General features: G+C 73.6%; 14 protein-coding genes and 1 pseudogene. 4 read left to right on the top strand and 11 right to left on the bottom strand.

Annotation, left to right across the window (positions count from 1 at the left end; genetic code table 11):
* Positions 1-166: 166 nt before the first annotated feature.
* The 4 genes from QRX50_RS28435 to QRX50_RS49750 form a co-directional block, all read right to left on the bottom strand.
* The gene (locus QRX50_RS28435; protein WP_285966210.1) at positions 167-451 is read right to left on the bottom strand and encodes a hypothetical protein; all 285 of its coding nucleotides are present in this window, start codon (positions 449-451) and stop codon (positions 167-169) included.
* 64 nt (positions 452-515) lie between these two features.
* The gene (locus QRX50_RS28430) at positions 516-1,115 is read right to left on the bottom strand and encodes an Rv1733c family protein (RefSeq protein ID WP_285966209.1); all 600 of its coding nucleotides are present in this window, start codon (positions 1,113-1,115) and stop codon (positions 516-518) included.
* Positions 1,112-2,653, bottom strand: a complete 1,542-nt coding sequence (locus tag QRX50_RS28425) for a DUF4389 domain-containing protein (protein ID WP_285966208.1) — start codon at positions 2,651-2,653, stop codon at positions 1,112-1,114. Before QRX50_RS28425 ends, QRX50_RS28430 begins: the two co-directional genes overlap by 4 nt.
* 246 nt (positions 2,654-2,899) lie before the next feature.
* Positions 2,900-3,169 carry an ATP-binding protein gene (locus QRX50_RS49750; protein ID WP_353074171.1) on the bottom strand — a complete coding sequence of 90 codons (270 nt, stop codon included), beginning with the start codon at positions 3,167-3,169 and terminating at the stop codon, positions 2,900-2,902.
* A 1,428-nt stretch (positions 3,170-4,597) separates the two neighbouring features.
* Between QRX50_RS49750 and QRX50_RS28420 the strand changes: the two genes are divergently transcribed.
* Complete coding sequence (locus tag QRX50_RS28420) at positions 4,598-5,449, top strand: hypothetical protein (RefSeq protein ID WP_285966207.1); 852 nt, start codon at positions 4,598-4,600, stop codon at positions 5,447-5,449.
* Positions 5,450-5,682: 233 nt separating this feature from the next.
* Here the strand turns inward: QRX50_RS28420 and QRX50_RS28415 are convergent, their stop codons facing one another.
* On the bottom strand, positions 5,683-6,333 hold the full coding sequence (locus QRX50_RS28415; protein WP_285974590.1) for a response regulator: 651 nt from the start codon (positions 6,331-6,333) through the stop codon (positions 5,683-5,685).
* Positions 6,334-6,439: 106 nt separating this feature from the next.
* Here QRX50_RS28415 and QRX50_RS28410 point away from each other — a divergent pair, with 106 nt between their 5' ends.
* Positions 6,440-6,832 carry a hypothetical protein gene (locus tag QRX50_RS28410; protein WP_285966206.1) on the top strand — a complete coding sequence of 131 codons (393 nt, stop codon included), beginning with the start codon at positions 6,440-6,442 and terminating at the stop codon, positions 6,830-6,832.
* Positions 6,833-6,838: 6 nt separating this feature from the next.
* Here QRX50_RS28410 and QRX50_RS28405 read toward each other — a convergent pair whose 3' ends face one another.
* Both QRX50_RS28405 and QRX50_RS28400 read right to left on the bottom strand, forming a co-directional pair.
* Positions 6,839-7,141, bottom strand: coding sequence for a hypothetical protein (locus QRX50_RS28405; RefSeq protein ID WP_285966205.1), 303 nt, complete (start codon positions 7,139-7,141; stop codon positions 6,839-6,841).
* Between the two features lie 125 nt (positions 7,142-7,266).
* The gene (locus tag QRX50_RS28400) at positions 7,267-7,632 is read right to left on the bottom strand and encodes a hypothetical protein (protein ID WP_285966204.1); all 366 of its coding nucleotides are present in this window, start codon (positions 7,630-7,632) and stop codon (positions 7,267-7,269) included.
* A gap of 354 nt (positions 7,633-7,986) precedes the next feature.
* On the opposite strand from QRX50_RS28400, the gene QRX50_RS28395 reads away from it, so the two are divergent.
* Complete coding sequence (locus QRX50_RS28395) at positions 7,987-8,169, top strand: hypothetical protein (RefSeq protein ID WP_285966203.1); 183 nt, start codon at positions 7,987-7,989, stop codon at positions 8,167-8,169.
* Between the two features lie 10 nt (positions 8,170-8,179).
* Here QRX50_RS28395 and QRX50_RS28390 read toward each other — a convergent pair whose 3' ends face one another.
* The 3 genes from QRX50_RS28390 to QRX50_RS28380 are packed head-to-tail and all read right to left on the bottom strand — an operon-like array spanning position 8,180 to position 9,767.
* Entirely contained in the window at positions 8,180-8,779 is a 600-nt protein-coding gene (locus QRX50_RS28390) for a methylated-DNA--[protein]-cysteine S-methyltransferase (RefSeq protein WP_285966202.1), read from the bottom strand.
* Positions 8,776-9,225 carry an RNA polymerase sigma factor gene (locus QRX50_RS28385; RefSeq protein WP_434533151.1) on the bottom strand — a complete coding sequence of 150 codons (450 nt, stop codon included), beginning with the start codon at positions 9,223-9,225 and terminating at the stop codon, positions 8,776-8,778. Before QRX50_RS28385 ends, QRX50_RS28390 begins: the two co-directional genes overlap by 4 nt.
* 41 nt (positions 9,226-9,266) lie before the next feature.
* Positions 9,267-9,767 carry a methylated-DNA--[protein]-cysteine S-methyltransferase gene (locus tag QRX50_RS28380; RefSeq protein WP_285966201.1) on the bottom strand — a complete coding sequence of 167 codons (501 nt, stop codon included), beginning with the start codon at positions 9,765-9,767 and terminating at the stop codon, positions 9,267-9,269.
* A 186-nt stretch (positions 9,768-9,953) separates the two neighbouring features.
* On the opposite strand from QRX50_RS28380, the pseudogene QRX50_RS28375 reads away from it, so the two are divergent.
* Positions 9,954-11,415, top strand: a pseudogene (locus tag QRX50_RS28375) (amidase).
* 63 nt (positions 11,416-11,478) lie between these two features.
* On the opposite strand, the gene QRX50_RS28370 reads toward QRX50_RS28375, so the two are convergent.
* The gene (locus QRX50_RS28370) at positions 11,479-12,327 is read right to left on the bottom strand and encodes an MmyB family transcriptional regulator (protein ID WP_285966200.1); all 849 of its coding nucleotides are present in this window, start codon (positions 12,325-12,327) and stop codon (positions 11,479-11,481) included.
* Between the last annotated feature and the right edge of the window lie 37 nt (positions 12,328-12,364).

Here is a 12,364-nt window from a genome sequence, read left to right as displayed (position 1 = left end):
CGCCACGTCCAACGCGAAGCGACCCGCGTCCGGTGGATTTCCCGGCAGAGGGGCCGAAGGCGTCGCTGCCGCGGTCATCCGTACCGGGCGCGGCCACCACGCCGGCGGTCGGTGCGTCGATTTCCGCCGTCGGGACTCGCCTTCCGGGGTCGGGGTCCCGCCGGCGTCACAGGCGGGCGTTCGCGATCAGGAACGTGTAGTGGCCCTCCAGGTCCTCCCGGACGTCGAGGACCTTCTCCGCGAGCCCCACCCTGGCCTCGCGCGAGAGGAACAGCTGCGTGTCGTCGATCGCGACGACATCGTCGCCCTTGGCCGGGCACGTGGCCACCTCCACCTCGACCGCCGCCCCCGCCCGGGGCGGGCCGTCGAGCACCAGACGGCAGCCGCCGCGCCGTCCGACTTGGTGGGCCTCGGTGATCCGGTCGATCGCCGCGATCGCCGATCGGGTCATGGTGAGCATCCGCCATCCCGCCTTTCTCCGGTCGTTTCTCCAGTCCCGCTTCGGCTCCGGCCGGTCAGGACCTCGTCTTGCCGTCCAGTTCCAACGTCCACTCCCGCTGCCACAACCTGAGCCGCCGACGGTCGAGCCCGAGGACGAGGGCTCCGTAGAGCAGGCTCAGCAGCGCGCAGAACCCGGCCCACGCCCCGAACCCCGTCATCGCACCCTCGACCGAGGCCGTACGCGGATCGAGCGGCGGCGGCACCGGGTCACCGGCCCGGTCGAGCCACACCACGACCAGGTCGCCGGCCTTGGTCTCCGGGTCTGCGTCGACCTGCGCAACGCGGAAACCGCCGTCGGGCAACCGCCAGCGGGCATCGCGCGGCTGCGCCCCACTCGGCACGCCGTCCGGGCCGACGGCGTGCTGCGGCGGCCCGTCGACGAGCAGTGTCGCCTCGACGCGGTGCCGGCTGGCCGCTTCCTCGGTAGCCTGTTTTCCGCGCTGCGCGGCGGTTTCCGAACCGACGACGCCGGCGAACGGCACCGCCAGCAGCGCGAACACCACGAAGGCGGCCAGCACCGCTGCCTGGAACCGGTCCGACGGCCGGACCACCACGCCGCCCCGCGGGAACAGGGCGTGCCGCATCCGTTTGAACCAGTCCGCCGAACGGGTCACGGTGCTCGCCCCCCGTCGCCGGGACCTCCTCCGGCCACCGGCACGGGCGTGCGCGCCCGGTGCCCCGAAGCGCCGCGCGCGGCGAACCAGATGCACGCCACACCACCGGCCAGGACCACCACGCCGACCACGACGAGCAGCACCGACAGCCAGCCGATCGCCGGCACGGTCGCGCCGGCTTCCGCGTCGACCGCGACGCCTCGGGAGCCGTCGGAGTTCATTACCACGACGGTCCAGTCCCCGTCGCGCACGGGCCACGCCACGGACTGCGTGCCGGGGCCCGACGCCTGGCCGGCCCAGATTCCCGCCTGCTCCGGCGGGATCGTCAGCGCGCGGCCCGGGTTGTCGACGCCGACCGCACCGCGGTCGCCGAAATCGATCACCGTCGTGTGCTCGACGCCGGCGAGGTACTGTGCCGCGCTCGCGGCGGGCGCGATGCCGACGAAGACACCTTGCGTGGCGTCGACGGCGGTGGCGCGGATCCGGGTGTCGCCGACGATCGCGGCGAGGTCCGGCCCGCCGGTGCCCAGGCCGTGCAGCTGCACGGGGTCACTCACGAGCGCGTATCCCGAAGCGTTGAAGGGGGCCGAGCCGGAGAAGTAGCCGTCGGCGTCACGCTGGTTGCGGTCGGCCCACATCAGCGCGCTGCCGCCCGAGAGCAGACCGGTGGAGAACAGCACCAGCACCGCGCCGCAGATCGCGGCGGCGATGCGGCCACCCGTCCAGCCCGTGGCCGCCGGGCCGGGACCGCCCGCCGATGGTGTCGGGGGTGCGGCGAACGGCGGTGTCGCGGGCTCGGTCCCCGGCTCGGTCGCCGAACCGGGCGGCGGCTGGGTCAGCGGCCCCGGCGAAGGCGCCGGTCCGCCCGGCTCGCTGCCGCCCAGGTCGAGCCGGAACGGCGGGTACCGGTCGATCAGCAGCGACACGTACGCGGCGACCCGCAGCACCCAGCGGTCGAGCCCGAGAATGAAGTCGAACAGCGGGCGCGGGTACTTTCCGGTGAACAGCAGGACGACCGCGGCGATCAGCACCAGGATGCCGACGAGACCACCGGCCGCCCACGTGAAGTCGAACCGGCCCGACCGGGTGAACAGCCACGTGCCGCCGCCGACGAACAGTCCCACGAGGATGAGCTGCGGCAGCGCCAGGAGCCACCACTTCACGAGCACGAGCCCGCGTGAAAGCCGTTGCGGGTACTCGACCTGCAGCCGCGCCGGGTACTCGGGCACGTCGCCGAACGTGAACGGCGGGTACCGGTCGGTGCCGAGTGCGGCATAGGAGTAGTAGTGCACGCGGAAACTCCACCGCAGCACGCCCACGGTGAACTCGAACAGCGAACGCGGGTAGCGGCCCGTCACGAGGATCGCGAAGAACGCCGCGATGCCGAACGGGTAGGCGATCCACAGGACCGCCAGGATGAGGTGGTGCGGCAGCGCCAGCAGCCACTTGACGAGCCAGAGCCAGCGGGACAACGGTTCGTCCAGTTCGGCCTCGACGCGGACCGGGTAGCCGGTGTTCACGCGACGCACCTCCTTCACCTCGACCACCGGCGAGGCCGCGGATGCCCGCTTCGGTCCGAAGTGGACTCCGCTTCGCGGGAACCGCCGGAGGCGGGCGGGTATCGCACTGCGGGTGCGACCCGTGGGGAACTTCCCGGGCGCTCGATGGTGGCGTCCCACCTCGCCGAGGTCCGGAGCCGGCGCCACGCAGCGCCAAAGGCAAGGACAGGCTTAGAGTGTTGCACGCTGTGACCACACCCACCAGGGCCGCGGCTCGCGGCCGGTTCACCGTGACCCTCCGGAGACCACCGCGTGGGCCGGGCTCACGGGGACCGTCCACAGGAGACGGGTGCCACCCGATGGCGGACGCTCCACGCGAAACGTGCCACCCGACTCGGTCGCGCGCTGCTCGAGGTTGCGCAAGCCACTGTGCAACCTCGAGCAGCGCGCCACCCCCGCCGGCAGGCCCACCCCCGTGTCGGACACCTCGATCACGAGGTGCTCGCCCAGCGTCACGGTCAGAGCCAGCGCATCGGCTCGGGCGTGGCGCAGCACGTTGCTCACGGCTTCGCGCACCACGGCTTCGGCGTGTTCGGCGAGGATCGGCGGCACCCGGTCCAGCGGGCCGGACAGGCGCACGGTGGTGCGGATCGCCGAGTCGCCCGTCGTTTCGGTGACGGCGTGCTGGAGGCTCGCGCGCAGGCCGCCACGGCGCCCCGGGGCCGCGTGCAGCTCGAAGATCGCGCTGCGGATCTCCTCGATGACCTCCTGCAGCTGGTCGATGTGCCGGCCCAGCCGCGTCGCGACGGCCGGTGTCCCCGCGGCGCACCGTGTCCCGCATCTGCAGCCCGACCGCGAACAGCCGCTGCACCACGTGGTCGTGCAGGTCGCGCGCGATCCGGTCGCGGTCCACCACGACGTCGAGCTCGCGGCGGGCGGCCTGGTTCCCGGCGTCGCGCAGCGCGAGCGCGGCCTGGTCGGCGAACGCGGACACGATCTGCAGCTCCTGCTCGTCGAAGCGCGCCGCGCCGGGAGCGCGCACGGCGAGCAGGACGCCGGCGATCGACTCACCCGAGCGCAGCAGCACCACGAGCGCGGGACCGAGGTCGACGCGCGGGCCGTCGGCGAGGTCCAGGCGAGCCCGGAGACGCTGCGCGGCACGTGGTCGCGCAGCACCGCCCCCGACGTCGACCCGGCGACGGGGATCCGGCGGCCGGTGAGGGCATCGGAGTCCGGACCGGCGCAGACGGTGACGACGAGCGCGGCTTCGGTGGCGGGCACGGCGATCAGCGCGTCGACGGACCCGGTGAGGCCGGCGGCGCGGCTCGCGATCAGGCGCAGGACTTCGCTGATCTCGGTGCCGCCGAGGAGGGCGGCGGAGATTTCGCCGGTGGCTTCGAGCCAACGCTGGCGGTTGCGGGCTTCCTCGTAGAGGCGCGCGTTGTCCACGGCGATGCCGGCCGCGGCCGCGAGCGCGGCGAGGGCTTGCTCGTCGTCGTCGGTGAAGCCGGTGCCGCTTCGTTTTCCGGTGAGGTAAAGGCGCCCCAGCAGCACGCCGCGCGCTCGCAGGGCGACGCGAAGGGAGGTGTGGCCGGCCCCTGGGGCCCGCGAACGGTCGAGGTGGTCGAGCTCGGTGACGACGAAGCCGGTGGTGGCGCCCTCGGCGTCGAGCACCGCGAGCGCGCGGTAGCGGGCGTCGACGAGGTCCGCGGCGGTCGCCACGATCCGGCGCAGCGTGCCGTCCAGTTCCAGACCGGAGGACAGGCCGAGGACGGCCGTGAGCAGCGCGTCCAGCCGGTCGCGTTCCCCGGCCGGAGAGGTCGCGGGTACCCGGTCGACGTCCGGCATGCCGTCACTGTGGCACACCGGCCCGGGCCCGGGGTCACCCGTGAACGGCGACCTTGGACCCGGCACGCGGGACGTTCGGCACTAGGCCCGGCCCGGCGCGCGGGCGCAGCGTGGGACCGGGACGCGGAGGTGCCCATGAAGGCCGGAGTCATACCCGTCGGGCGGCTGAACGCACGCCAGGTCCGGTCCGTGCTGCTCGCCGCGACGACCCCGCCGCCCCTGCACGACACCCGGCCGTGGCGGTTCCTGTGTACGCCGGGGTCCATCGAGCTCTACGCGGGCCCGGCTTCGGGTGGCCGCCGCGGGCAGCTGCTGGACTGCGGCGCGGCGCTGCTGAACCTCCGGCTCGCGGTGAAGGCCCAGGGCTGCCACCCCGACGTGCGGCTGCTGCCCGCCGCGGCGCGGCCCGATCTACTCGCCGTCGTGCGGCCGCGGGGGCTCGAGCCGGTGACGCCGGTCGACCGCCGCCTCGTCGAAGCCATCCGGCTCAGGCGCGGCAACCGCAGCCCGTTCAGCGCGGCCCTGGTGCCCCCGGCGGTGCAGCGCGAGCTCCGCAAGGCGGCGGAACTCGAACGCGCCTGGCTCGCCACGATCGGCGACGCACAACTGCCGCGGCTGTGCGAAATCATGCTCCCCCAGCACTCCGCGGGCACCGACGCCGCGGGCACCGACTTCGCCGCGGCACCCGGACGATTGCTGGTCGCCGTCGGCTCGCTGCACGACACCCCGCTCGCCCAGCTGCAGGCCGGCCAAGCCGTGCAACGCGTCCTGCTCACGGCGGCCACCGCCGGGTTGTCCGCCGTCCACTGGTCCGGCACCCTCACCCCGGCCCGCCGCCGCGACCTGCGCCGCCTGCTCGGCGGCGGCATGTGGCCCCAGGCCCTGCTGCGCCTAGGCCACGGCGCGCCCGTCCCGCCGCGACCCCACACCGACCTCGACGCCGTGGTCGCGAGCGACAAAAGCCCGTTCTCCCGCGGGTGGCCGTGATCGCCCCGGCCCTCGAGTCGAACGTGGCACCACTCGAAGAACGACCGTTCTCTATCCGTGTCGACCGTGATCACTCACCCGCACAACGATTTTGCCCGGCAGCTTGGTCGCCTGCGCGGCAGTGCGAGGGAGTGCAGACGCACTACTGCTGCCGTTTCAATGGCACCCCAAGCCACACTGGGAGAAGTCTCGGCAACCCGCAGAGAACGTACGTTCTCTCAAGGCGGCCGGGGTCAGCCGCCGGCGCGGCGTTCCTCGTCGTGGAGCGCCGTGACGAGAACTGCCGCCTGGGTGCGGCGTTCCACGCCGAGTTTGGCCAGCAGGCGGGAAACGTAGTTCTTCACCGTCTTCTCCGCCAGGAACATCCGTTCGGCGATCTGCCGGTTGGTCAGCCCTTCGCCGATGAGGTCCAGCAGCACGCGCTCCTGTTCGGTCAGCGCGGCGAGCGGACCGGGGCCGCGGGTGCTCTCGCGCAGTTTCGCCATCAGGGCGGCGACCGCGCGTTCGTCGAGCAGGCTGTGGCCCGCCGCGACGCGACGGACGGCGTCGACGAGCTGGAGTCCCTTGATGTCCTTGATGACGTAGCCGTCGGCGCCGGCCAGGACCGCGTCGACCATCGAGCGCTCGTCGGTGAAGGACGTGAGCATCAGGCAGCGCAGGCCGGGCAGCGTGGCGCGCAGGTCGCGGCACAGGCGGACGCCGTCGCCGTCGGGGAGGCGGACGTCGAGCACCGCCACATCCGGGCGCACGGCGGGGATCCGGGCCAGCGCCTCGGCGACGGAGGCGGCCTCGCCCACCACCGTGAGGTCGTCCTCGTCCGCCACGAGCTCGGCCACGCCGCGGCGCACCAGCTCGTGGTCGTCGACGAGGAAGACGGTGATCACCCGCGGTCCGGTCACGGACCGAGGTTACGCCGCGCCCGGCCGGTTAGACTGCCTGAACACGTGGACCCCAGCCCCCGGCCACCGCGGTTTTCCGGAGAGGCGCGGGATGTCCGTGGAGAATCAGCCGAAGCCCGACGTACCGCAAGTCCCTGTGCTGCCCGGGATTTCGCGGGTGCGCACGCTCGTGAGCGCCGGGCTCGTGACCGTCGAGGTCTCCGGCGCGCTGAGCCCGGCGGGCGACGCGGTGCTCGCCGCACACCTCGCCGAGGCCGTGACCCTGCGAGCCGCGGCCGTGGTGGTGGACCTGACGGCGTGTACCGCGCTCGGGCCGGAGTCCGTGGCCGCGCTCGCCGGCGAACGGTTCCGCGTGCGCGCCGGAAACCCGGGTGTGACAACCATCCTCGACCGAGCGGGAGTCGCCCACGAAGCCCCCGACGACTCCGTGGAATCTCCCCCGCCCGGTCCGGCAACGGTCATCCGGTCCGGCGCGACACGCTGAACCCGCTCAGGCGCGATGGCGCCCGACGTGAAAAACCCGCCACGGCAACGAACGCGGCCGGTTCCCCGCCGAATGGCGGTTACGACCCGGCGCCGCGTCGGTGACATCTGTGACCGGAACCAGCTTGCTGGACCGCGGATCCGGGGTTTCGGCGTCCACGATCGGCACGTGCGAAACCGCCTCCGCGTCGACGCATTCGCCGGTGACCACCCCGGTCCGGACCGTCACGCCGTTCTCTTCGCGAGCCAGGTAGGCGAACTTCCGCCCCACCGCGAACGGCTCGGTTTCCGCCTCGAGTCCGTTGGTCATCCGCCTCCACCCTTCGCCGACCCAGGTTTACGAAGCCGGGTCCGGGGCCTCGTCGGCGAATCTACCGCATGATGTCCGGATTCCGGGTTTTTCACCCGAACAGGCGCACCGTCCTCAGTGGATCATCAGGTCGGCCAAGGCGGTTCCCCGGCCTGGTTCGCCCTCCCGGAAGGCGGGCGGGCGTCGAGGATGTCCGTGGCTCGCACCAGGCTCACCGGCGCGTCGGCGGCGGTCCCGCACGGGCGCACCGGGACCCATGTGGTGCTGGTGTGCTCGTCGCGCAGCCCGCGGCCCGCGATCGTGCCCGTCTTCTCCTGCCACGGAGATTCCGCGGATTCCCTGGCGGCATGGCGCACCCGGCACCGATACCGCACTTGCCAGCCCGGCGGGTACCCGCCACCGTGGCGCAACGGCCAGTCGTGAGAAGCGCTTCCCGTCTTCACATCGCCGCCCTCGACGGACGGATCGTGCGGACTGTCGTCCCCCGACACCGCCGCTCACCCCGATCCTGCGTGAAAAACATCGCCGGTCGCCGGGGTCCTGGGCAAGAAGTTCACAGAGTAGGCGCGCGCGGGCCGGTGGTCGCTCGGCCACCCGGGTGGTTCCTGCCAGCGGCCGGGCACAGTCCGTGTCCGAATCGAAGATCCACAGTGGACCGCAACCCGTCCGAGCCTCGCGAGGAAGCGTTTTCACCGTGGCCCCTCACCCGACCGGGCAAGCCCGGAACGGGATATGCTGAACGTTCCCGCCCCGGCCCCCGGCGACGGCCCCGCGGCCGGAAGATCGGAGGGTCCGATGACCACCTCTGCCCCGCGCTCCTGCGCGGTGACCTCGGGCGGGCAGCCGTGAAGCGCACGACCGTACCGTCCGTCGCCGACCTGCACAGCGCCCGCGAGCTCCCCGACGACCAGCGCCGCCACGTGGTCCGCCTGGTCGCCTCCGCCGCCGAGGACGTCGACGACTGCGCGCTGCTGCTCGCGATCCTCGGCCTCGACGCCGCCGACGGCCTCGCCCAGGACCACCGCTGACGAAACCGCGTCAGGAAGCCGTTTCCAGGGCCAGCAACGCCAGTTTCGCGTCTTCGCCACCGCGGTATCGCCCGGAGCTGCCGTCGGCACGCACCACCCGGTGACACGGCACGACCAGCGGCACCGGATTGCGCGCGCACGCCGTCCCGACGGCGCGCACCGCCTTGGGACTTCCGGCCGCGGCAGCGACTTCGGAGTAGCTGCGCGTGCTGCCGTACGGGATCTCGCCGAGCCGCCGCAGCACCTCGCGGCGGAAACCCTTGGCCAGCCGCAGATCCACCGCGACGTCGAACGTGTGGCGCCGGCCGGTGAAGTACTCGTCGAGCTCACGGGACACTGTGTCCAGACGGGCCGGCGCGGCGAGCACCCGCGGACTGATGGCCGCGGCCAGCTCGGCGAGCACGCAACCGTGGTCCTCCACGGAGAACGCGACCCGCACGAGCCCGGCACCGGTCGCGGCCAGCAGCAGCGGGCCCACGGGCGAGTCGACCGTGCGGTACGCGACGTCGAGCAGACCGTCGCGTTCGGCCGCGGCGAGCAGGCGGGCGCGCAGGCGATCCTGTGCGGCTTCGTCGTCGGCCGGCAGTGCGGCGAACAGATCGGTGGTCATGGCGCTGCTCCTTCCAGCTCTCCTCGGCGCGACGCCGCGCGCAGGGCCTTCACCCCGTCGGCGGCAGCACGGCGGGCGGCGGCCGCGGTGCCGCCGGTGATGGCGGCGACCTCCTCGTACGGGAACCCGCCGAGGTAGTGGTAGGCGACGGCCGCTCGCTGTTTGTCCGGCAACGCGGCCAGCGCGTCCCACAGGTCGCCGTCCCAGTCGTCCGGACGGCCGGTGCGGCTCGGCTCGTCGGGGGTTCGCTCCACAGGCACGGCGTGCCGCGCGCGGGCGCGGGTGAGGTCCACGGCCTTGCGGTGCGCGATGGTGACCAGCCACGCCGCCACGTTCGCCCCGGCCGGCAGGTCGGGGTAGGCCTTGAGCGCGGCCAGGAACGTCTCGGACCACGCGTCCTCGGCGTCGTGCGGGCCCACCACCGCCCGGCAGACCCGCAGCACCATGGCCCCGTGGTCGGTGACGAGCTCGTCGAACGGGCGCGGGCTCAGAAGAGCCTGCCGTCATCCTCGGCGGGCGGCTCCTCCAAGCTCAGCAGGAACCGCTTGCGGTCCACGCCACCGGCGTACCCCGTGAGGCCGCCGCTCGCGCCGACCACGCGGTGGCACGGCACGACGATGCTGATCGGGTTCCAGCCGTTTGCGTTGCCCACCGCCTGCGCGGCGCCGGGGTCGCCCAGCTCGGCGGCGAGCTCGCCGTACGTGCGCTTCTCGCCGTACGGGATCTTCGTGAGCAAGTCCCACACCTTGCGCTCGAAGCCGGATCCGCGCGGCGCCAGCTCGAGATCGAACTCCCGGCGTTCGCCCGCGAAGTACTCCCCCAGCTGCCGGGTCGCCTCGCCGAAGCCCTCGTCCGAGCGCGGACCCAGGCCCGCCAGCCGCGGTTCGCGCTTGTGGCCCTCGAAGTAGAGCCCGACGAGCGCCGTGCCGTCGGCGACCAACGTCAGGTCGCCGACCGGCGACGCCGTGACCGTGTGCCGAACGCCCATGTCCCTGTTCCCTTCTTCTCGCCTCTCACCAGGTAGACGCGCGGGCGCGCCGAAACGTGAGATCCGCGAGGCGAGCGATTTCCCCGCCGCGCCACGATAGTCCGGCGAAGTCCGGGACGACCGGCCGGACGAGCCGCTAACGTCGCCGTCGAACGCCGTCGAACGCCGTCGTCGCGGGAGGAACGCATGGACCCGAACCTGCTTTCGGCCGGGCAGCTCGCCGCGACCCTGCGCGCCGGCGAGGTCACAGCCGTCGAGCTGGCCGAGTCCGCGATCGAGCGCATCGGGAAGTACGACGGGGCTGTCAACGCGATCTGCGTGCCCGATTTCGGCCGCGCGCTCGACGCTGCCCGCGCGGCCGACGCGGCGCGCGCCCGCGGTGAGGACGGCCCGCTGCTCGGCGTGCCGATCACGGTCAAGGAGTCGTTCAACGTGGCCGGGCTGCCGACCACATGGGGTCTCCCGCCGTTCGCGGGCTTCGTCGCGAACCAGGACGCGCTGCCCGTCGCGCGGCTCAAGGCGGCCGGCGCGGTGCTGCTCGGCAAGACCAATGTGCCGCTCGCCCTCGGCGACCTGCAGACCTACAACGACATCTACGGCACGACGGCCAACCCGTTCGACCTCGCCCGCACACCCGGTGGCTCGTCCGGCGGCTCGGCGGCCGCGCTGGCCGCGGGGTTCGGCGCGCTGTCGATGGGCTCGGACATCGGCGGCTCGCTGCGCACCCCCGCGCACTTCTGCGGGGTCTACGCGCACAAACCGTCGTACGGGCTGCTGCCGTCGCGGGGCCACACGCCGCCGCCGGCTTCCGCGCTGCCGACCGAGGTGGACCTGGCCGTGATCGGCCCGATGGCGCGCACCGCGGCCGATCTGGGTGTGCTGCTCGACCTGCTCGCCGAGCCGGATCCGCTCACGCTCGGGGTCGCCTACGGGCTGCGCCTGCCGCCGGCCCGCCACGAGCGCCTGGCGGAGTTCCGTGTGCTCCTGCTCGAAGACCACCCGGACCTCCCGACGTCGGCGAGCGTGCGCGCCGGCCTCACCCGCGTGACCGAAGCGCTCACCGCGGCCGGCGCCCGCGTGGACCACGGCAGCGGCCTGGTGCCCGACCTCACCGAGTCGGCGCGGCTCTACCTGCGGCTGCTGTTCGCCACCTTCGGTACGAACTTCCCGGCGGAGGTCTACGAACGGTTCGGCCGGCTGCTCGCGGACCTCCCGCCGGGCGAGGACAGCCTCCACGCCGCCCGCGTGCGCGGGACCCGGCTGAGCTACCGCGACTGGTTCGCGGCCGACCTGGCCCGCGAACGCCAGCGCCAGGCCTGGCGCGCGGTGTTCGCCGAGTACGACGTGGTGCTCTGCCCCGTCTCGCCGACCCCCGCGTTCGCCCACGACCACTCGCCGCACCAGGAGCTGCGGCGCGTCCTCGTCGACGGCGCCGAGCACCCCTACGGCGACCAGCTGGTGTGGGCCGGCCTTGCCACGCTGCCGGGACTGCCGACCACGGTCGTGCCCACCGGCCTCGACGCCGCCGGGCTGCCGGTCGGGGTCCAGCTCGTCGGGCCGATGTTCGAGGACCGCACTCCCCTGCGCCTGGCCGAGCTGCTGGAGCGGGATCGGCGGGTTCACCGCACCGAACCTCGACCGCCCGTAGTTCCCCATCCCGAGCGCGATGGACCGCGGGGGTGGTGGCATGATCTCGCCGGCAGGACCCGCCTCAACCCGGCGGGGCCATCGACTCGAACTCCAGCGCGCCGAGCAACGCGAGCCGTGCGGCCGACTCCGTGCCGGGCCGCGCCGTGCAGACGACGATCCGCAGGTCGCCGTGGCGGCTGGCGAGCACGTCGCGGTCGAGGTCGAGCCGCCCGGCGTCGGGGTGGGCCACGGTCAGGCAGGTCGGCTGGCGCGCGAGGTCGTCGACGCCGGGCGTGTCCCACCGGCTGCGGAACTCCTCGCTCGCCGAGCCCACCCGGCCGACCAGGGCCGACAGATCGGGGTCACGCGGGTAGCGCGACTGCGCGAGCCGCAGGTCGGCGACCAGCGCGGTCTCGTAGTCCTCACGCTCGGCCGCGGTCAGCACGGTGCGCGTCGGGCAGCCGGTGAAGTGGCGCCACACGGCGTTGCGCTCGTCTTCGCGCGCGGCGGGCTCGCCCAGCAGCGCGACCCACGGCCGGTTCCACGCGATGAGCGTCCACATCGCGTCGTGCACGGCGATCGGGTGGTCGTCGAGGCGTTCCAGCAGCCGCCGCGTGCTCTCGGGCACCAGCCGCCCGACGCGGCCACCGCCCAGCTCGTGGCCGGCGAGCCGGAACAGCCGTTCCTGCTCGGCGTCGGACAGGTGCAACGCCCGCGCGAGCGCGACGCACACCTGCACTCCGGGAGCCGGCGCGCGGCCCTGTTCCAGCCGCACGACGTGGTCGACCGACAGCCCGGCCAGCACGGCCAGCTCCTCGCGCCGGAGCCCGCGCGCTCGTCTCGGCCCGTGCACCGGCAGGCCGGCCCGGCCGGGTACCAGCCGTTCCCGCCAGCCCCGCAGCGTCGACGCCAGCTCGTCCGGGCTGTTCACACCACCCATCCTCGCAAATCGCGGCCGGTGATCGTAC

This window comes from Amycolatopsis sp. 2-15 (assembly GCF_030285625.1).
Taxonomy (GTDB): Bacteria; Actinomycetota; Actinomycetes; order Mycobacteriales; family Pseudonocardiaceae; genus Amycolatopsis; species Amycolatopsis carbonis.
Note: the sequence above shows the minus strand (reverse complement) of the source record. Positions and strands in the feature narration are given on the sequence as shown.

Coding starts and splice junctions, on each gene's coding strand:
- QRX50_RS28435 (WP_285966210.1), bottom strand. CDS start 451: ATGACCCGATCGGCGATCGCGGCGATCGACCGGATCACCGAGGCCCAC.
- QRX50_RS28420 (WP_285966207.1), top strand. CDS start 4,598: ATGAAGGCCGGAGTCATACCCGTCGGGCGGCTGAACGCACGCCAGGTC.
- QRX50_RS28410 (WP_285966206.1), top strand. CDS start 6,440: ATGTCCGTGGAGAATCAGCCGAAGCCCGACGTACCGCAAGTCCCTGTG.
- QRX50_RS28405 (WP_285966205.1), bottom strand. CDS start 7,141: ATGACCAACGGACTCGAGGCGGAAACCGAGCCGTTCGCGGTGGGGCGG.
- QRX50_RS28390 (WP_285966202.1), bottom strand. CDS start 8,779: ATGACCACCGATCTGTTCGCCGCACTGCCGGCCGACGACGAAGCCGCA.
- QRX50_RS28385 (WP_434533151.1), bottom strand. CDS start 9,225: ATGGTGCTGCGGGTCTGCCGGGCGGTGGTGGGCCCGCACGACGCCGAG.
- QRX50_RS28380 (WP_285966201.1), bottom strand. CDS start 9,767: ATGGGCGTTCGGCACACGGTCACGGCGTCGCCGGTCGGCGACCTGACG.